The following is a 23,560-nucleotide window of genomic DNA, read 5'->3' on the forward strand; positions in this document are numbered from 1 at the left end:
ATTAACGATGTGAGACGCCGCCACCCGCCAGCCGTTCTCCTCCCCCTTTTAATTGATTGTCATTAGGACATGTCATGAACAAGAACCTGTACCGCATCATTTTTAATAAACGCCGTGGCCAGCTGATGGTCGTCGCCGAAAATGCTTCCTCGCAAGGCAAGGCGGCCAAGGGCGAGGGCAGCTTGACGGATGGCGTGTTTGAAGGCGATGGCGGTGGCGGGCTAAGTTTCAGTGTGAATGGCAAGTTGCGGCCGCTGGCCTTGGCCATATTTGGCGCGCTGGGCATGGTGAGTTTTGTCGCCGGGCCGGCGATGGGGCAGATCGTGGCCGATCCGAACGCGCCGGGCCGTCAGCGTCCGACCGTGGTGCAGAGCGCGAATGGCGTGACGCAAGTAAACATCCAGACGCCGAGCGCGGCGGGGGTGTCGCGCAATACCTACAGCCAGTTCGACGTGACGGCGAATGGCGCCATCCTCAACAACAGCCGCGGCAACGTGCAGACGCAGACGGGCGGCTGGGTGCAGGGCAATCCGTGGCTGGCGGGCGGCAGCGCGCGCGTGATCCTCAACGAAGTCAACTCGGCCAACCCGAGCCAACTGCGCGGCTATGTGGAAGTGGCGGGCCAGCGGGCCGAGGTCGTCATCGCCAATCCGGCCGGCGTGGCTATCGATGGCGGCGGTTTTATTAACGCCAGCCGGGTGGTGCTGACGACGGGCACGCCGATGCTCAACGATGGCAGCCTGGAAGGCTACATGGTGCAGCGCGGCGTGGTGACCATCAACGGCCGTGGCCTCGATACGTCGCTGAGCGACTACACGGCCATCCTGGCACGCGCCGCGCAGATCAATGGCGGCATCTGGGCGCAGGAACTGAAAGTGGTCACGGGCAGCAACCAGATCGATGCGGCGCATGGCGTGGCTGGCGTGGCACTTGGCGCGGGCCCGGCGCCAGCGTTCGCGCTGGACGTGGCGCAACTGGGCGGCATGTACGCCGGAAAAATCACCCTGATCGGCACGGAAGCGGGCCTGGGCGTGCGCAACGCGGGCGTGATGGCGGCCACGGCCGGCAACCTGGTGCTGCAATCGAATGGCTGGCTGAGCAACAGCGGCAACATCCAGTCCGCCGGCGCGGGCAGCCAGACCAGCATCGCCGTCACGGGCGACGTGGCCAACAGCGGCACCGTGTATGCGGGCGGCGACAGCCAGCTGCAGGCGCAGGGCAATATTGCCAACAGCGGCGTGATCGGCGCCCAGAACAATGTCAGCGTGCAAGCCACGGGCGCCGCCTCGCGCATCGACGCCTCAGCTGGCTCGGTATTGGCGGCAGGCATGAATCTGGACAATACCTTGGCCGCGAGCGGCAAGCTGCGCGTTTCAGCTGGCGACACCATTGCCGTGCACGGCACGGCTGTGGCCGGCGGCGACAGCAGCTTGGCGGCGCGCCAGCTGGACATTACTGGGGCGCAAGTGTCGGGCGGGAACGTCAACCTGGGCGCCAGCAGCGGCGACCTCGATGCCAGCCGTGCGCAGGTGACGGCCCGCGAACGTTTGCAGCTGGACGCGGCGCGGACCGTGCGCAGCGATGCGGCGCAGCTGACGGGACAGCAACTGGGCGTGAACGCGCACGACCTGTCGAACGTGGGCGGTCAGCTCACGCAACTGGGCGCGGGCGACCTGGCGATTCAACTGCCGGGGAGCCTGGACAACACGCACGGCGTCATCGCCACGAACAGCCAGGCCTTGCGCCTGCAGGCCGCCAGCTTGAGCAACCAGGATGGACAGATCCAGCATGCGGGCACGGGCGCGCTGGCCATCAGTGCGGGGCAGGTCAACTTGCAGCGCGGCAGCATCATCAGCAACGGCGCCATGGCGCTGACGGGAGAGCAGGTCGACCACCGCGATGCCCGTACGGTGGCAGGACAACTGAATATCGATGCCGGCAGCCTGGATAACCGGGGCGGCAGCTTGGCGCAGAGCGGCCAGGGGACTACCGGCGTGCAGGTGCGCGGAGGGCTGGACAATCGCGGCGGCACGCTGGAAAGCAATGGTGCGCTGACCGTGCAGGCGGCCGGCGTGCAAAACCAGAAGGGCCGCATCGTCTCAAGCAAGGATCTGGCGCTGTCGACCGGCGCGCTGGATAACACTGAGGCGACCCTGGCCGCCGGTGGCAAGCTGCGCCTGGACAGTGGCGACGTCGACAATACGCGTGGCCAGATCCAGGCGCTGGCGGGCGATGCCAGCCTGTCCGTGGCAAAGCTGAACAATACGGCCGGCAGCGTGTTTGCCGGTGGCAATCTTGCCACCCGGGCCAACGAAGTGATCAATAGCGGCAATGTGTACGCGGCCGGCAGCCAGGCGCTGCAAGTGAGCGGCGCCGTCAGCAACAGCGGCGTGATCGCCGCGCAAGGCGACAACCGCATCGATGCCAGCCGCATCGACAGCGCGGCCGGCAGCTTGCTGGGCGCGGGCGTCCGCGCCGACGGCAGTCTGGCCGGCAACGGCCAGTTGGCGTTGACGGCCACGCAAGCGATCGGTGCCCACGGCCAGAATTTGGCGACAGGCAAAACCAGCATGCACGCTGCCGCCATCGACCTGAGCGGCAGCCAGACGGGCGGCGCGGCCATTTCCCTGGACGCCGGCGTCGGCAACGTCGTCACCGACAACGCGCTGGTGACCACCACCGGCTTGCTGTCCGTGACGGCGGCCGGCAGCGGCCAGGCCTTGTCGAACGTGCGCGGCACCCTGAGCGCCGGCCAGTTGGATCTCCAAACGGGATCGCTCGACAACCGCGGCGGCACGTTGATACAGACGGGTACGGGCGACACCACCTTGCAAGGCAGCACCCTGGACAATACGGGTGGACGCATCGCCGTCAACAGCGCCAACCTGTCATTGACGGCGGAACAGCTGACTAACCGCGACGGCAGCATCGAACACGCGGGCACGGGCAGCTTGCACATTGAAGCAACGCGCTTCGATGACGAGCGGGGCAAGCTGACGGGCAATGGTGTAGTTGATATCCAGGCGGACACGCTCGATCACCGTCATGCCGTCACGTCGGGGCAGCAGGTAGCCGTGCAGGCCAGCCAGCTGGACAACAGCGACGGCACCCTGCAGCAGACGGGGGCAGGACAGATGCGCGTGGATGTGGCGCAGACCCTGAACAATACGCGTGGCAACATCGCCGGCAATGGCAGCCTGCAAGTGCAGGCGGGCGTGCTGGACAACAGCAAGGGCCGCATTACGTCGGCTGCCTCGGCGGATATCGTCAGCAAGGGCACGCTGAAGAATGTTGACGGCGTCATCGCTGCGACAAGCGACTTGCATGTCGGCGGCGTAAATATCGACAACACCCGAGGCGTATTGCAGGCAGACAATTTACGTCTGGACGCGGCGGCCTTGCAAAACCAGCAGGGGACGGTCAGCGCCGGCACGGACCTGACGGCGAAAGTGAGCGGTGACCTGAACAGCGCCGGCCTGCTGTACGCGGGGCGCAACCAGCTGCTGACGGTGGGCGGCGTGCTGAACAACAGCGGGTCCATCGCCTCCGTTGGTAATACCACTATATCTGCTGGCAAGGTGACCAGCAGCGGCTTGCTGGGCGCCGGCGTCAAGGCGGACGGCAGCCTGGGCACGGCGGGCGACCTGAGCATCAACGCTGAAGGCGTGTTGCAAGCGAGCGGGCAGAATCTGGCGGCGGGCAATGCGACGCTGACAGGTTCCAGCGTGGACCTGTCGGGCAGCCAGACAGGCGCAGCGAATATCGCCATCACGGCGAATACTGGCGATGTCGTGACGAATAAAGCCGTCATCTCGGCCGGCAATGTGCTGGCCATCACGGCCAATGCAAACAATGCCCAGTCGCTGGTGAACAGCCAGGGCCAGCTGGTGGGCGGTCAGCTGCAGCTGAACGTGGCGAATCTGAACAACGCCAGCGGCGACATCGTGCAGACGGGCACGGGCGATATCGTCATCACCACGGGCAAGCTGGACAACACGGCGGGCCGCATCGCCGTCAACAGTAACAATCTTGCCTTGAACGCGACGGTGTTGACGAACGTCAATGGCAAGCTGGAGCATGCAGGCGCCGGCATCCTGGCGATTAACGCAGGGCAATTCAACAGCCACTACGGCAAGATCACGGGCAATGGCAAGCTCGACATCACGACAGCCAGCCTGGACCACCGCAATGCGACGACGGTGGCGAACCAGCTGACCATCAACACCGGTACGTTGGATAACCGCAGCGGCAGCCTGGCGCAGACGGGAACAGGCCTCATGACGGTGAACGCCACGGGCCAGTTGGACAACACGGGCGGCAAGGTCGAGGGTAATGGCGACGCGCTGGTGAAAGCGGACAGGTTGCTGAACAACACGGGCCGCATCGTGGCGGCGCAGGATGCCGAACTGAAAGTCGGCAGCCTGGACAACACGGAAGGCACGGTGGCCGCCGGCCGCAACCTGGCATTGAATGGTGGCGACATCGACAATACCAAGGGCCAGTTGCAAGCCGTGGCCGGCAATGCTGCTTTGACAGTCGGTAAATTAAACAATGCCACCGGCAGCGTGTTTGCTGGCGGTAACCTGAACACCGCACTCGATACCTTGAGCAACACGGGCAGCCTGTATGCGGCCGGCAACCAGACCTTGAACGCCAGCGGCGCCATTGTGAACACGGGTGTCATCGCGGCGCAGGGCAACAACAGCCTCACGGCAAATACCCTCGACAGCAGCGCAAGCAGCTTGATCGGTGCTGGCATGCAGGCTGATGGCAAGCTGGGCACGGCTGGCGACCTGACGATCAGCACAACACAAACGCTGGCTGCGCATGGCCAGAACCTGGCGGCAGGCAATGCCAAACTGACTGGCGGCACGCTCGATATCGGCGGCAGCCAGACCAGCGCCGCCAACATCGGCCTGACGGCAACCCAGGGTGACGTCAGCACGAACAAGGCGGTGGTTACGACGCCAGGCACGCTGAATGTGACGACGAGCGCCTCCCTGCACAACACGGAAGGCACGGTGCAGGCGGGTCAGCTCGACCTGCATGCAGGCAATGTGGACAACGCAAAAGGTACCATCTTGCAGACGGGCACGGGTGACACGACCATCGTCACCGGCAATCTGGACAATACGGCGGGCCGTATTGCCGTCAACAGCAAGAACCTGAACATCGACGCCATCGGCGTCACGAACCAGGATGGCAAGATCGAGCATGCGGGCACGGGCATCCTGGCGATGCAGGCGGGCGTGCTGGACAACAGCAAGGGCCGGATTACGTCGGCTACCTCGGCGGATATCGTCAGCAAGGGCGCGCTGAACAATACTGATGGCGTGATTGCCGCGACTGCCGATTTGCATGTGGGCGGCGTAAATATCGACAACACGCGCGGCGTATTGCAGGCGGATACTTTGCGTCTGGATGCGGCAACCTTGCTGAACCAGCAAGGTACGGTCAGCGCGGGCACGGACCTGACGGCGAAAGTGAGCGGTGACCTGAACAACGCCGGTCTGCTGTATGCGGGCCGCAACCAGCAACTGGCGGTGGGTGGCTTGCTGAACAACACGGGGTCGATTGCTTCCGTCAACAATACTCATATTGCGGCGGGCAAAGTCACCAGCAGCGGCTTGCTGGGCGCCGGCGTGAAAGCGGATGGCAGCCTGGGCACGGCGGGCGATCTGACCATCAACGCTGATGGCGTCTTGCAGGCGAGCGGACAGAACCTGGCGGCAGGCAATGCGACGCTGACGGGTTCCAGCGTGGATCTGTCGGGTAGCCAGACAGGTGCAACGAATATCGCCATCGCCGCGCACAGCGGCGATGTCATCACCAACAAAGCAGTGATTTCCGCCAGCAATCTGCTGGCTATCACGGCGAATGCAAACAACACCCAGTCGTTGGTGAACAGCCAGGGCCAACTGGTGGCGGGGCAGTTGCAGCTGAACGTGGCCAACCTGAACAACGCCAGCGGCGATGTCGTGCAGACGGGCACGGGCGACACCGTCATCACCACGGGAAAACTCGACAACACGGCGGGGCGCATCGCCGTCAACAGCGCGAACCTGGCCTTGAACGCGACCGTCTTGACGAACCTCAATGGCAGGCTGGAGCATGCAGGTGCGGGCATCCTGGCCATCCACGCGGGCCAGTTCAACAACCAGTTCGGTAAGATCACGGGCAATGGCAAGCTCGACATCACGGCAGCCACCCTCGATCATCGCAATGCGACGACGGTGGCAAATCAGCTGACCGTCAACGCCGGCACGCTGGACAACCGCGCCGGCAGCCTGGCGCAGACGGGCGCCGGCCTGATGACGGTGAGCGCTACCGGCCAGCTGGACAACACGGGCGGCAAGATCGAGGGCAATGGCGATGCGCTGGTGAAAGCGGGCACGTTGCTGAACAAAACCGGCCGCATCGTGGCGGCGCAGGATGCCGAACTGCAGATAGGCAGCCTGGACAATACCGAGGGCATGATCGCGGCAGGCCGCAACTTGGCATTGAACGGTGGCGACATCGACAATAGCAAGGGGCAATTGCAAGCCGTGTCCGGCAACGCCACCTTGAACGTGGCTGACCTGAACAACACCGCAGGCAGCGTGTTTGCCGGCGGCAACCTGCATGCGACTCTGGCTAGCCTGAACAATACGGGCAGCCTGTACGCTGCTGGCAATCAGACCTTGAACGCCAGCGGCGCCATTGTGAACACGGGCGTCATCGCGGCGCAAGGCAACAACAGCATCACGGCAAACAGCCTTGACAGCAGCGCAAGCAGCCTGATCGCTGCGGGCATGCAGGCCGATGGCAAGCTGGGCACGTCGGGCAATCTGACAATCAGCACCACTCAGGATCTTGCTGCACACGGCCAGATACTGGCCGCAGGCAATGCGAATCTGAGCGGCACCTCGGTTGATATCGGCGGCAGCCAGACCAGCGCCGCGAATATCGGCCTGACGGCAACCAAGGGCGATGTCAGCACGAACAAGGCTGTCGTGACGACGCCTGGCACGCTGAACGTCACGACCAGTTCCACCCTGCACAACACGGATGGCACTTTGCAGGCGGGCCAGCTCGATCTGCACGTGGGCAATCTGGACAACGCCAAGGGCACCGTCTTGCAAACGGGCACTGGCGACACGACCATCGTTACCGGTAATCTGGACAATACAGCGGGGCGCATCGCCGTCAACAGCACGGACTTGCACATCGATGCGGCCACGCTGACGAACCGCGATGGCAAGATCGAGCATGCGGGAACAGGCATCTTGTCCGTGCAAGCAGGCGTGTTGGACAACAGCAAGGGCCGCATCACGTCCGCTGCATCAGCCGACATCGCCAGCAAAGGTGTATTGAACAACACCGATGGCGTGATGGCTGCGGCCGCCGACTTGCACGTCGGCGGCGTGAATATCGACAACACGCGCGGCGTGTTGCAAGCAGACAATTTACGTCTGGATGTGGTGACCTTGTTGAACCAGCAGGGCACGGTCAGTGCAGCCACGGACTTGACGGCCAAAATCAGTGGTGACCTGAACAACGCCGGCCTGCTGTATGCGGGCCGCAACCAGCAACTGACGGTCGGCGGATTGCTGAACAACACGGGGTCGATTGCCTCCGTCAACAACACGATAATTTCCGCTGGCAAGGTGACCAGCAGCGGCTTACTGGGTGCTGGCGTGAAAGCCGATGGTAGTTTGGGCACGGCGGGTGACCTGATCATTAACGCAGATGGCGTGCTGCAAGCGAGCGGCCAGAACCTGGCGGCGGGCAGCGCGGTGTTGACGGGGGACAATGTGGACCTGTCGGGTAGCCAGACAGGTGCGGCGCACATCGCCATCACGGCCCTTGCTGGCGATGTCATCACCAACAAGGCAGTCATCTCGGCCAGCAACGTGCTGGCGATCACGGCCAATGCGAACAACGCCCAGTCGCTGGTGAATAGCCAGGGCCAGTTGGTGGCCGGACAGTTACAGCTGAACGTGGCGAATCTGGACAACGCCAGCGGCGACATCGTGCAGACGGGCGCGGGCGCCACCGTCATCACCACGGGCAATCTGGACAACACGGCCGGCCGCATCGCCGTCAACAGCAATAATCTTGCCTTGAACGCGACGGTGTTGACGAATATCAATGGCAAGCTGGAGCACGCGGGTGCAGGCGTGCTGGCTCTCAACGTAGGCCAGTTCAACAATCAGTTCGGCAAGATCACGGGAAATGGCAAGCTCGACATCACCGCCGCGACCCTGGATCACCGCAATGCGACCACCATCGCCAATCAGCTGACCATCAACACCGGCACGCTGGACAATCGCACCGGCAACCTGGCGCAAACGGGTAGCGGTTTGATGAGCGTTAATGCCACCGGCTCGCTGGACAACACAGGCGGCAAGATCGAAGGCAATGGCGACACGCTGGTGAAAGCGGGCACGTTGCTGAACAAAACCGGCCGCATCGTGGCGGCGCAGGATGCCGAACTGCAGATAGGCAGCCTGGACAATACCGAGGGCATGATCGCGGCAGGCCGCAACTTGGCATTGAACGGTGGCGACATCGACAATACCAAGGGGCAATTGCAAGCCGTGTCCGGCAATGCCACCTTGACTGTGGCGAACTTGAACAATACCGCAGGCAATGTATTTGCCGGCGCCAACCTGAGCACCACGCTCGATACCTTGAGCAACACGGGCAGCCTGTATGCGGCCGGCAACCAGACCTTGAACGCCAGCGGCGCCATTGTGAACACGGGCGTCATCGCGGCGCAGGGCAATACCAGCCTCACGGCAAAGACCCTCGACAGCAGCGCAAGCAGCCTGCTCGGCGCTGGCATGCAGGCCGATGGCAAGCTGGGCACAGCTGGCGACCTGACGATCAGCACTACACAAACGCTGGCCGCACATGGCCAGAACCTGGCGGCAGGCAATGCCAAACTGACTGGCGGCACGCTCGATATCGGCGGCAGCCAGACCAGCGCCGCCAACATCGGCCTGACGGCAACCCAGGGTGACGTCAGCACGAACAAGGCGGTGGTTACGACGCCAGGCACGCTGAATGTGACGACGAGCGCCTCCCTGCACAACACGGAAGGCACGGTGCAGGCGGGTCAGCTCGACCTGCATGCAGGCAATCTGGACAATGCAAAAGGTACCATCTTGCAGACGGGCACGGGTGACACGCGCATCGTCACCGGCAATCTGGACAATACGGCTGGGCGGATTGCCGTCAACAGCAAGGACTTGAACATCGATGCGGCCACGTTGACGAACCGCGATGGCAAGATCGAACATGCAGGCACGGGCATCTTGAATCTGCAAGCGGGCGTACTGGACAACAGCAAGGGGCGCATCACCTCGGCCGCGGCGGCCGACATCGTCAGCAAGGGCGTGCTGAACAATACGGATGGCGTCATCGCTGCGACAAGCGACTTGCATGTCGGCGGCGTGACTGTCGACAACACGCGCGGCGTATTGCAGGCGGATACTTTGCGTCTGGATGCTGCAACCTTGCTGAACCAGCAAGGGACAGTCAGCGCGGGCACGGACCTGACGGCGAAAGTGAGCGGTGACCTGAACAACGCCGGCCTGCTGTATGCGGGCCGCAACCAGCAACTGACGGTGGGCGGCGTGCTGAACAACACGGGGTCGATTGCTTCCGTCAACAATACTCATATTACGGCGGGCAAAGTCACCAGCAGCGGCTTGCTGGGCGCCGGCGTGAAAGCGGATGGCAGCCTGGGCACGGCGGGCGATCTGACCATCAACGCTGATGGCGTGCTGCAAGCGAGCGGCCAGAACCTGGCGGCGGGCAGTGCGACGCTGACGGGTTCCAGTGTGGATCTGTCGGGCAGCCAGATGGGCGCGGCAAACATCGCCATCACGGCAACTACTGGCGATGTTGTGACGAACAAGGCAGTGATTTCCGCCAGCAACGTGTTGGCCATCACCGCCAACGCGAACAACGCCCAGTCACTGGTGAATACCCAGGGCCAACTGGTGGCGGGTCAATTGCAATTGAATGTGGCGAACCTGAACAATGCCAGCGGCGACATCGTGCAGACGGGCACGGGCGATACCGTCATCACCACCGGCAAGCTGGACAACACGGCAGGCCGCATCGCGGTCAATAGCGCGAACCTGGCCCTGAATGCGACGGTGTTGACGAACATCAATGGCAAGCTGGAACACGCGGGCGCCGGCATCCTGGCGATTAACGCAGGACAATTCAACAACCAGCACGGCAAGATCACGGGCAATGGCAAGCTGGACATCACGGCCGCCACCCTGGATCACCGCAATGCGACGACGGTGGCAAACCAGCTGACCATCAACGCCGGTAACCTGGACAACCGCGCCGGCAGCCTGGCGCAGACTGGCACCGGCCTGATGACGGTGGCGGCTACTGGCCAGCTGGACAACACGGGCGGCAAGATCGAGGGCAATGGCGACGCGCTGGTCAACGCTCAGGTATTGTTGAATAGCACGGGCCGCATCGTGGCGGCGCAGGATGCCGAACTGCAGATAGGCAGCTTGGATAATACGGAAGGAACGGTGGCGGCTGGCCGCAACCTGGCATTGACCGGTGGCGACATCGACAATACCAAGGGCCAGTTGCAAGCCGTGGCCGGCAATGCCACCCTGAACGTGGCGAACCTGAACAATACCGCAGGCAGCGTGTTTGCCGGCGGCAACCTGAACACCACGCTCGATACCCTGAACAACACGGGCAGCCTGTATGCGGCTGGGAATCAATCCCTGACCGCAACAGGCGCCATCGTTAACACGGGCGTGATCGCGGCGCAGGGCAATACCAGCCTGACGGCAAAGACGCTCGACAGCAGCGCAAGCAGCCTGCTCGGCGCGGGCATGCAAGCCGATGGCAAGCTGGGCACAAGTGGCGACCTGACGATCAGCACAACACAAGCGCTGGCCGCGCATGGCCAAAACCTGGCGGCGGGCAGCGCCAATCTGACAGGCGCCAGCATCGATATCGGCGGCAGTCAGACCAGCGCCGCCAACATCGGCCTGACGGCAACACAGGGCGATGTCAGCACGAGCAAGGCGGTGGTCACGACGCCAGGCACATTGAACGTCACGAGCAATGCCACTTTGCACAACACGGAAGGTGCCTTGCAGGCGGGCCAGTTCGACCTGCATGTGGGCAATCTGGACAACGCCAAGGGCACTATCTTGCAGACGGGCACGGGTGACACGAACATCGTCACCGGCAATCTGGACAATACGGCGGGTCGTATTGCCGTCAATAGCAAGGACTTGCACATCGATGCGGCCACGCTGACGAACCGCTATGGCAAGATCGAGCATGCAGGCGCGGGTACGTTGAATCTGCAGGCGGGCGTGCTGGACAACAGCAGGGGACACATCACCTCCGCCGCGGCGGCCGACATCGTCAGCAAGGGTGTATTGAACAATACCGATGGCGTGATGGCAGCGACTGGCGACTTGCATGTGGGCGGCGTGAATATCGACAACACGCGCGGCGTATTGCAGGCGGATACTTTGCGTCTGGACGCGGCATCCTTGCTGAACCAGCAGGGCACGCTCAGCGCCGGCACGGACCTGACGGCCAAAGTGAGCGGAGACCTGAACAACGCGGGCCTGCTGTATGCGGGCCGCAACCAGCAACTGACGGTGGGCGGCGTGCTGAACAACACGGGGTCGATTGCTTCCGTCAACAATACTCATATTACGGCGGGCAAAGTCACCAGCAGCGGCTTGCTGGGCGCCGGCGTGAAAGCGGATGGCAGCCTGGGCACGGCAGGCGATCTGACGATTAATGCCGATGGCGTGCTGCAAGCGAGTGGCCAGAACCTGGCGGCAGGCAGTGCGACGCTGACGGGTTCCAGTGTGGATCTGTCGGGCAGCCAGACGGGCGCGGCAAACATCGCCATCACGGCAACTACTGGCGATGTTGTGACGAACAAGGCAGTGATTTCCGCCAGCAACGTGTTGGCCATCACCGCCAACGCGAACAACGCCCAGTCACTGGTGAATACCCAGGGCCAACTGGTGGCGGGTCAATTGCAATTGAATGTGGCGAACCTGAACAACGCCAGCGGCGACATCGTGCAGACGGGCACGGGCGACACCGTCATCACCACGGGCAAGTTGGACAACACGATGGGTCGCATCGCCGTCAACAGCGTTAACCTGGCCTTGAATGCGACGGTGCTGACGAACGTCAATGGCAAGCTGGAGCATGCGGGGGCAGGCATCCTGGCGATTAACGCAGGGCAGTTCAACAACCAATCCGGCAAGATCACGGGCAATGGCAAGCTGGACATCACGGCCGCCACTTTCGACCACCGCAATGCGATGACGGTGGCCAATCAGCTGACCGTCAACGCCGGCAGCCTGGACAACCGTGGCGGCAGTCTGGCGCAGACAGGTACCGGCCTGATGACGGTGGCGGCGACCGGCCAGCTGGACAATACGGGCGGCAAGATCGAGGGCAATGGCGATGCGCTGGTCAACGCTCAGGTATTGTTGAATAGCACAGGCCGCATCGTGGCGGCGCAGGATGCCGAACTGAACGTCGGCAGCCTGGACAACACGGAAGGCGCGGTGGCGGCAGGCCGTCATCTGCAGCTGTCCGGTGGCGACATCGACAATACCAAGGGGCAATTGCAGGCCGTGGCTGGCAACGCCACCCTGAACGTGGCGAACTTGAACAATGCAGCCGGCAGCGTGTTTGCCGGCGGCAACCTAACCACCACGCTCGATACCTTGAGCAACACGGGCAGTCTGTATGCGGCAGGCAATCAAGCCCTGAACGCCAGCGGCGCCATCGTCAATACAGGCGTGATCGCGGCGCAGGGCAACACAAGCATCACGGCCCGCAGCCTCGATAGCAATGCTGCGAGCCTGCTTGGTGCTGGCATGCGGGCCGATGGTAGCCTGGCTCCGGCTGGCAGCCTGACCATCAGCGCGGCGCAGACACTAGCCGCGCATGGCCAGATCATGGCCGCAGGCGATGCCAATTTGACGGGTGGCAGCGTCGATATCAGCGGCAGCCAGACCAGCGCAGCCAACATCAGCCTGACGGCAACGCAAGGCGATGTCACTACCAGCACAGCCGTGGTAGCGACAGCGGGCATACTCAACATCACTACAAACGCCACGTTGCACAACACGGAAGGAAGCTTGCAGGCGGGGCAGCTCGATCTGCACGTGGGCAACCTGGATAATGCAAAAGGCACGGTGTTACAGACCGGCGCGGGTGATACCGTCATCCAAACGGGTAATCTGGACAATACCGGCGGCCGCATTGCCGTCAATAGCACCAATCTGACCCTTGCCGCAAGCGCGCTCACAAATGCCGCCGGCAAGATCGAGCACGCTGGAGTGGGGACATTGGCGATCACGACGCCGGCCTTCCACGGTGCCGGTGGGACGATTACGGGCAATGGCCTGGTCGACATCGTTGCCGGCACATTCAACCACAGCATGGCGACCACCTCGGCCCAGCAATTGCGTATTGCAGCCGATGCGATGAGCAATCAAGGCGGAAAATTGCAGTCGACAACGGTGCTCACGGCGCAGGTGGCGCAGGCGCTGGATAATCGCGGCGGCACCATAGCAGCAAACGGTGTGCTGCAAGTGACGGCGGGCAGTCTGGACAATACAAAGGGCAATATTGCCGCGCAAGGCGATGTCACGGTATCGTCGCAGGGCGCGCTGAACAATAAGGAAGGCACGATCGTAGGCAAGGAGAATGTGCAGGTACACGCCTTGGCCCTGGACAATACGCAAGGAGTAGTGCAAGCCGTAAGTGGCGCCCTGGGTGTGAATGCGGCGAGTTTCGTCAACGCTGCTGGCGAACTCAGTGCCGCCACCGATCTGACTGTGGCAGTCACTGGCGACATGCTGAACAGCGGTCTGCTGTATGCCGGCGCCAAGCAGTCTCTGGACGTAGGCGGCAGCCTGGCAAATACCGGATCCATCGCCGCGCTGGGCAATACCAGCGTGACGGTGGGCAGCTTGTCCGGCAGTGGCTTGCTGGCGGCTGGATTAACGGCGAGTGGCACGCTTGCACAGGCGGGCGACTTGACTGTGCGCAGCAATGGTGTTCTGCAGGCAGGCGGCAAGAATCTCGCGGCCGGCGCTGTCGCGCTCAGTGGGGCATCGCTGGACCTGGAAGGTAGTCAGACCAGCGGCAGCAATATTACCTTGAGCGCTGGCAGCGGCAATATCACGACCGCCAAGGCGGTGCTTGCTACGGCTGGTCTGCTGAGCATTACGGCCAGCGCGCAGAATAGCCAGGTGCTGCTCAATCAAGGTGGCCAGTTAAGCGCCGGGCAGCTCGATGTCAACGTGGCTAACCTGAACAACGCGGGCGGCAGCATCATCCAGACGGGGAATGGCGATAGCGCCATCAAGCTGGCTGGCGCGGGCCAGCTGGACAATACGACCGGGCGTATCGCGGTCAACAGCCGCAATCTCCAGTTGACGGCCGGAACCTTGACCAACGTGGACGGCAAGATCGAGCACGCGGGCAGCGGTACCCTGGGCATCAGTGTCGCGAACCTGTATGGGCAGCGCGGCCAGATCACGGGTAACGGCGCGCTCGACATGCGCGCCACCTATATCGATCATCGCAACGCCAGCGCCATGGCGCAGCAACTGAGCGTTACCACCGCCACACTGGACAATCGCCAAGGTGAACTATTACAGCTTGGCAAGGGCAATACATTGCTTGCGGCCAGCGACAGTCTCGACAACGCTGGCGGCCGGATTGAAAGCAATGGCAGCCTGGTGCTGCAAACGGCAGACTTGCGCAACCAGAGCGGTCGCGTGCTGTCTGGCGGCGTGCTGGACGTAAACGCCAGTGCGAAACTTGATAACAGCGGCGGCACATTGGCTGGCGCTACCGGACTGATCCTGACCGCAGGCGATGTCACCAACACACGCGGTACCTTGCAGGCCGTTACCGGCGACGCCAGGCTGCAAGTGAAAGATCTGGACAACAACGGCGGCAGCGTCCTTGCCGGCGGGCAATTGGTTACGCAGGCAGACAATGTCAGCAATAGCGGCAGCATGTACGGCGCCTCGCAGGTGCTGAATGCCACCGGAGTGGTGCGCAACAGCGGCACGATTGCCGCACTGGCCAATACCACCATCACGGCCGCCAGCCTCGACAGCGGGGCGGGAGGCCTGCTGGCCGCGGGCATGCAGGCGGACGGCAAGCTGGCCGGCACAGGGAGTCTGCTGGTCACGACGGCGCAGCAATTGCGCGCGGCCGGGCAGAACTTGGCCGCAGGCAATATGAGCCTGACGGGTAGCGGCGTCGATCTTGCCGGCGGCGTGAACAGCGCGGCGAATATCGCGCTGACGGCGACGCAGGGCAATGTCAGCACGGCCGGCGCGAGCATCGGCACGGCCGGTACGCTGAACGTGAGCGCGCAGGCCGGCAATGGCCAGACATGGGATAACAGCCGTGGCGATATCGTGGCTGGCCAACTGGTGGTGCAGACGGCGAACCTCAACAATAACAAGGGCAGCATCGTGCAGAGCGGCAGCGGCGATGCGGCCATCGTCATGCGCGCGCCAAATGGCGTACTCGACAATACCGATGGCCGGATTGCCGTCAATAGCGCCAATCTCGCCTTGGGGGCCGCCATGCTCAGCAATGCCGGTGGGCGGATCGAGCACGCCGGCCTTGGGCAGCTGGCCATCAATGCCGGCGCCTTGAACGGCCAGGGCGGCCAGATCACCGCCAATGGCAGCTTGAAGATTACCGCTAGCAGTATCGATCTTCGCAAGGCCAGTACGCAGGCAGGGCAGTTGACCATCGACAGCGGCAGCCTGGATAACCGCCAGGGCGAGCTGGTGCAGCTGGGGCAAGGCGCCAGCAATATCCGCATCGCGCAAGTTCTGGACAATCAAGGTGGCCTTATCGCCAGCAATGGCAACACCACCGTCAGCGCACAGGTGCTGAACAACCAGGGCGGCACGGTGCAGGCGGCCGGCAGTGCCACGCTGGACCTGACTGCCGCTACTTCTTTGAACAATGGCAATGGCGGCAAGATCGCGGCGGGAGGCAACGCGACCGTCCACGCTGGTAGTGTGCTGAACCACGGTGGCAGCCTGACGACGGGCGGCGACCTTGCGCTGACCTTGACCCAGGCGCTAGATAATACGGACGGCCTGGTGGCCGCGAATGGCAATCTCGGCATCCAGGCTGCCAGTATCGATAATACGGGCGGCAAACTGGCCAGTGTCACGGGCAATCTGCATGCGGCCACGGGCCAGCTGCGCAACGACAGCGGGCAAATCCAGGCCGGCGCGGACGTCGTGCTGCAGAGCACAAGCCTTGGCAATACGCTGGCTTCCGGCTACGCCACCGCAGGCAGCATCGTGGGCCGCAACGTCAGCATCGATACGGCAGGACAAGCCTTGAACAATGGCCTGGGAACCATCGCCGCCACGCAAGTACTGAATCTGCAAACGGGGGAGCTGAACAATCACGGTGGCTTGTTGCAAGCAGGCAATGCTGTCGTCATCAACACCCATGGCCAGGCACTCGATAACAGCAACGCCGCAGCGTATGCGGCAAGCCATGCCGGCAGTAACGGCGGCATCAACAGCGGCGGCACGCTGACGCTGGCGACTGGCGCCTGGAACAATGCGGCCGGCTTTCTCGGCGCGGCGGGGCAGGCAGGCGGCAGCAGCGGCTATATCAATAATCTGGGCGGAAAAATTGTCTCCAGCGGCGGCCTGGAACTGGCCATCGGCGGGCTGGCCAATCAGGGCGGGCAGGTGCAAGTGGTCGGCAACCTGGGCTTGCAGGCGGGCGCCGGCACGATCGACAACACGTCCGGGCTGATACGTGGCGGCGCCGCCGTCACCTTGGGGGCTGGCGCCATCGTCAACCAGGCAACGCAGGGGGCCGGTAGCGGAATCGAAGGCCGTGACGTCAGCCTGTCGGCCGGCACGATCAATAACAGCCAGGGCGGTTTGCGTGCAGACAATAACCTGAGCATCAGCAGCAACGGCAGCGTGAACAATACGTCCGGATTGATCAGCGCGAACCACACCGTCAGCGTCAAGGACGAGGGAGCCAGCCGCAGTCTGGTCATCAGCAATGGCGGCGGCACCATCATCGGCGGTGAACTGGCGGTGATCAAGGCGGCGGGCTTGAACGGTAGTGGCAACGTGATGTCCAGGGGCGACCTAAGCCTGGATCTGGGCGGCGATTACATTGTCGAGGCAGGGGCGCAGGTGATCGCCAACCGTAATGCCAGTCTCAGCGTAGGTGGCAGCCTTGTCAACGCAGGCAAGGTGCAGGCAGGCCAGATACTGGCGCTCAATGCCTACAGTCTCGACAACACCAGCAGCGGTGACATCAATGCCGGCACCACCAAGGTGAATGTCGGAGCGATCCTGACTAACCGCGGCGTGATCGATGGCGTGAATACGCAGATCGATGCGGGCACGCTCACCAATATCGGCAGCGGGCGCATTTACGGTACTACGCTCAGTATCGGCGCGGGCACGCTGAACAACGATGTCGAGGGCGGCGTGGCGGCGACGATAGCGTCGCGCGGCAGCCTCGATATCGGCGCCACCACCATCAACAACAGGGAACATGCGCTGATCTTCAGCTCAGGGGACATGGCAATCGGCGGCAGCCTCGATGGCAACCGCTATGCCACAGGGGCCGTGATTAGCCTGACCAATGCCAGCGCCACCATCCAGGCCATGGGTAACCTGGCGCTGAGGGCCGGTGAAATTACCTTGTTGAACAATCACTTTGCCGTGGAGTTTACCTCCACGGGCAAGTCGGAAAATATCCGGGAGTATCGTACGAGTGATGGCAAAAGCTATGCCGACAATGCACCGGGGGTCTCAACGACGTTAGGTTTCGATGGAAACCGCAGGCTGGATACGCCCGATAACAACGGTGGATATGACTTCAGTGAATACAGTGTTCGGCGCACGATCAGCACCAGTCGAGTGACGGAGACTGATCCTGCTGTCATTAGCGCAGGTGGTAACCTGACAGTGGATGCGTACAAAATTCGCAATGAAAACAGCCGCTTTGTCGCGGGGCAGGCGCTGAAGGTCAAGGGTGTCATTGAGGAAAATATTTCTACAGGTAACCAGACCCTGATTACCGAAAAAGGAACGCAAACTATATATATGTACCTGGACATGGAAGTGCCGGAGAAGGTTCGGGACTTTGAGGTTCAACATCTTGTATTTGAGATCGATGGTACGAGAACTGTTAACGGACCGGACACGCCGTCCACGGGGGGCGCGCCCTCCAACAGTGTTGGGGCCCGCGCGAATACCTCCTCTGCCGGCGCAAGCAGTGGCGCTGGCGCCGCCAATGTCAGTGTCTGGCTCAACACGGTAGGCAACACCGCGGGTTCCGTTGCCGGCGTGGCCGCCAGTAGTGGCCAGGGCGCGGCCAGTGTAGGCGCAGCCAGTGGGCCAGGCGATAGCCAGCTGGGCAATATCGGCGGCACGGGCGCGGTCGACGTAGTGGCGGGTCAGACGGTGTCTGCGGCCAACGGTAGCAGCGCCGATATCCATATGTCTTCCATCCTGCGCTCCAACGTCGGTACGGGCACCGATGTTGCCAGTGCTGGCGCGGCCAGCGGCAGCGGCGGCTTGCAAGGCAGCGATCGGGCCGGCCAGGCTGGCCAGGCCGGCAGCATTTCCGCCGTGGCAGCGGCAGGCGTGGATGCGGCGGCAGGTAAGGGGGCGGCCAGCGGCATAGGCGATCCGAGCCAATTGGCATTCCAGTCGCAGGGCGGCCCGAACAGTGTGAACGGCACAGCAGGCGTGCATGGCAGCGACCGCACCGGCAGCGCGGGCCAGGCAGCTACAATCGGTGCCGTTGCGGGCCAGAATGCGCTACTCAATGCCAGCAACGGCGCCACTGCCGGTACCGGAAGTCTGGTCGTGGATGCCCAAGGCGGACCAACGGGTGTCCAGGGGATTTCCGGAACTGGCGCTAGCGACCGCACCGGCAATGCGGGCCAGGCAGGCACGATCGGTGCCGTTGCAGACCAGAATGCGATACTCAATGCCGGCACCGGCGCCATTGCCGGCACTGGAAGTCTGCGCGTGGATGCCCAGGGGGGACCGGCGGGCGTCCAGGGAGCCAATGGCCCAGGCGGCAGCGACCGCACAGGCAGCGCGGGCCAGGCTGGGAGCGTGGGAACGGTAGCTGGCAGCGGTGTGACAGTGACAGGGGCGCCAGGCATGGCCAGTGTCGATGCTGCTGGCCTGGCTGTGGGCGCCGTCGCTGGCCCGGCCGGCGTTGCTGGCGCTAAAGCGCTCAATGGCAGCGATCGGACCGGCAATGCGGGTCTGGCGGCGCAGCCTGGCGCAGTGGCGGGTAGTGCCTTGTCCAAGGTCGATGGCGCGGCAGGCGCCAAGCAGGCGGCTGTGGGGACGGGCACGCAAGCTGCCATCGGCACGGCGGCTGGCGCTGCTGGCAAGGTCGCGGCAGGGCCTGGCGCAGGCCAGGCGCGCTCGCCGCTGATCCGGCAAGTGGCGCTGGCCAATCCGGGTGGAAAGGCGGAAGTCGTCAGGACCGGGGCCAAACCCCTGCAACTGCCGAATGCCAGCCTGTTCAAGATCAGTCCTTCGGCGTCGGCCCAGTACCTGGTTGAGACCGATCCTCGCTTTGCCGAGTACCGCACCTGGACGGGTTCGGACTATATGAGCAGCAAAATGCAACTGGATCCCGCCGTCACGCAAAAGCGGCTGGGCGATGGCTTCTATGAGCAGCAACTGGTACGCGAACAAGTCGCCGACCTGACGGGGCACCGGTTTACCGGTGACTATAGCAACGACGAAGAGCAATTCCGCGGCTTGATGGACGCTGGCGTCAGCTATGCCCAGCAGTATGGTCTGCGCCCCGGCGTGGCACTGACGCCGGAACAGATGGCGGCATTGACCAGCGACATCGTCTGGCTGGTCGAACGCGAAGTTACGCTGGCCGACGGCAGTACGCAAATGGCGCTGGTGCCGCAAGTGTACGTACGGTTGCGCGCCGATGACATCGACGGCACGGGTGCCTTGTTGGCCGGCAAAAATGTCGATATCAATATCACCGGTGATCTGACCAATAGCGGCACCATTGCCGGGCGTGATGTGGTGTTGCTCAATGCTGAGAACGTGAATAACCTGGGTGGCCGCATCGATGGCGATGCGGTTGCCGTCGCCGCCCGCAATGACCTCAACAACATCAGCGGGACTATTTCCGCCAACAGCACGCTGCAGGCCAGCGCAGGACGGGACATCAATATTGCCACTGGCACGCTCGATGGCGGACACGTGATCGACCGCGTGGCGGGCCTGTATGTCAGTGGCGGCGCAAGCGGTAGCGGCAACATGCTGGTTTCAGCAGGACGCGATGTCAGCATCACGGGCGCAATCGTCAGCAATACCGCGCCTGGTGGAGCGACGAGCCTTTCGGCAGGGCGCGACTTGAGTGTTGGTTCGGTCGTCGCGAAAGCCACGAACGCTGTGGGGTCGGATTTTGCCAAGGAACTGGTCAGCGACGTGCAAAGCGACAAAGTGGCATTGATGGCAGGAAACGATATCAATATCCGCGCGAGTGGCGTCGTTGCCGAAACGCAGCTGCTGGCCAGCGCGGGCCGCGACATCAACCTCGTGACGACGACCGCCAGTGATTCCAGCGTACGTCTGCGGGACGGAAAAACCATCAGTGACAGCAGCACGGTCGTTGACAAGGTGGCCGGACTGTACGTCACCGGCACGGGCGAAGGCAATACCTTGATTGCGCAGGCGGGGAGGGATATGACACTCACCGCTGGCGTCATCGCCAATGCCGGCGCAAATGGCCAGACCAGCCTGATTGCTGGCAATAACCTTACCCTCAACACCGTCGCCGTCGCGTCGACGCACGATAACGTGCGCAATGCAGACAATTACAGCAAGCAGAGCAAAACCAGCGAGGTAGGCAGCCAGATCACGGGCGCCGGCAATGTCAATCTGCAGGCGGGCCATGACCTGCTGGCGCGCGCGGCGGACGTGCAGGCAGGTGGCACCTTGGGCCTGGTGGCGGGCAATGACATCAGCCTGGTCAATGGTTTCCAGAACGAAGTGAGCGATACCGCCAGCAAATCGACGAAGAAGGGATTCTGGAACAAGACCACGACGACCAAGCACGACGTGGTCGATACCACCACGGCGATCGGCACTTCGCTTGGCGGCAGCAGCGTGACGGTGCAGGCGGGACGCGATCTGCAAGTCACGGGGTCGAGCATCTTGAGCGACGATGCGACACGATTGCTCGCGGGTAACAACATCACGATCGACGCGGCCACCAATACCGTATACGAGCTGCACCATTCCAGTACCAAGAAAAGCGGTTTCATGAGTGGCGGCGGCATCGGTTTCAGCTACGGCACCAAGACCACCACGGTGGACCAGGAGCGTGACGCCACCTTGCAAAGCGGCGAGGCGCGCAGTTCGATCGGCGCCACGGGCGGCGCGCTGACGATGGTCGCCGGCAATAACGTGACGATAGGCGGCAGCGATATTCTTGCCGCCACCGATCTCGATATCATCGGCAAGAGCGTCACCATCAAGCCTGGCCAGGACAATGAGAAGGGGAAATTTGAAGTCAAGACGACGCAGGATGGCTTGACCCTGGCTTTGGGCGGCAGCGTGATCAGCGCCATCCAGACCTTGCAAACCATGAGTTCGGCGGCCAGCACGGCCAAGGATGGCCGCGTTACGGCCATGGCGGCGGCCACGGCGGCCATGGCCGCCAAGGACGCTGCCAAGGACATGATGAAGGAAGGCGGTCCAAGCATCAGCATCAGCCTGACGGCGGGCCATTCGGAAAGCATCCAGACGCAAAACACGGCTAGCACCACGCATAGCGGCAGCGTGTTGACAGGCAACAATATCAACATCACGGCCCTGGGTGGCGGCAAGGATAGCAACATCAATATCCTGGGCAGCGACCTGAACGCGAAGAACGATATCCGCCTGCATGCGGATAACAATGTCAATCTGCTGGCCGCGCAGGACACGGAAAGCCAGCACAGCAAGAGCTCGAGCCTGAGCGCCTCCGTGGGCGTGAAGGCGATCGTCAGCACACAGGGCACCTCGTTCGGCTTCACGGCCAGCGTCAGCGGCAGCAAGGGGCATGAGGATGGTGACGGCACGACGCAGCTCAATACCCATGTGAATGCAGGCGATAAGCTGGTTATCACAAGTGGTGGCGATACCAACATCAAGGGCGCCGTGGCCAGCGCCAACCAGGTGATTGGCGACATCAAGGGCAATCTGAACCTGGAAAGCTTGCAAGACCAGGCCAAGTTCGACAGCAAGAGCCAGAGCATTTCCGCCAGTGGTACGGTGGGCATTGGGGCCAGCGTCAGCGGTAGCTATAGCCAGAGCAATATGCACAACGACTATGCCAGCGTGCAAGAGCAAAGCGGCATCAAGGCGGGCGATGGCGGCTTCCAGATCAAGGTCGGCGGCAATACGGACTTGAAGGGCGCCGTCATCAGTGCCACGCAGGCGGGCAAGCTGAACAGCAGTCTGACCACCGCAACCCTGACGTATAGCGACATTGCCAACCATGCGATATCGAAGGGCAGCAGTGTGGGTGTGTCGGGCGGTTTTTCGGTAGCGGGCAAGGAGACCGAAGAGAACAAGAATTTGACCAATGTTGGCGGTAAAGGCGGCACCACCGCAGGCCTGCCTGCCATTGTCGCGCTCAGCGAGAACGCCAGCAGTACTACGCGTAGCGGCATCAGTGGCGGCACTCTGGTCATCACCGATGATGCGGCTCAGCGTGCAGCGACGGGCAAGGGAGCGGATGAAGCTATTGCCGGTGTGAACCGAGATGTGACGACTGGAGTGGATTCCAGCGGTAAGATTGGCAATAATTTTGACAAGGCAGCGCTGCAGGCGACGATGGATGTGACGGCGGCGTTTGCGGCAGCGGCGGCGAAGGAGGTGGGAGATTATGCCGACAAACGCTTGGCGGAATCAAAAGAACTCGCGAAGCAAGCGAATGATGAAAAAGATCCTGTCAAAAAAGCCGAGTTACTGCAGCAGAGTAAGGAGCTGGCAGAAACATGGAAGGAGGGTGGTTTTGCTAAGACTGCTATGCATACTGCAATTGGTGGTATCGTCGGCGGGGCTGGTGGGGCATTAGGTGCGGGGGCAGCAGAAATGACGACCCAAGCCCTATCGGGGCAAATTGCTAAGTTGGGCCTGCCTAAAGAACTGCATAGTGCATTGTTGTTGGCAGCTAGTGCATCCGTAGGGGCTGCGGTCGGCGGTGGCGCTGGGGCGAATAGCGCGTTAAATGAGGTGGCGAATAATTACCTTAATCACAACAAGGTAGGCATTAAAAATTCGGAGCAGGAGCAATATGATGCGGCACGGGCTGCTTGCAAGAGCTCTAGTGATCCGTCTTGTAAAACCGCCGAAGCTTTGGCGAAAAAGTCGGCGGAGCGGGATGCGTTGTTGACTTCGGCCTGTGCTGTAGGTCCGACAGAAGATTGTGCCGTGCTGACAAATAGAGCTATTGCATATGGTAA

At 62.5% G+C, this 23,560-nt stretch carries 1 protein-coding gene; it reads left to right on the forward strand.

The features are described from left to right. Positions 1-74 precede the first annotated feature (74 nt). Positions 75-23,560, forward strand: a 23,486-nt coding sequence (locus AC0V2Y_RS14100) for a two-partner secretion domain-containing protein (RefSeq protein WP_475418343.1), incomplete at its 3' end; no start/stop codon positions are given.

Source organism: Janthinobacterium sp. BHSEK (assembly GCF_056174685.1).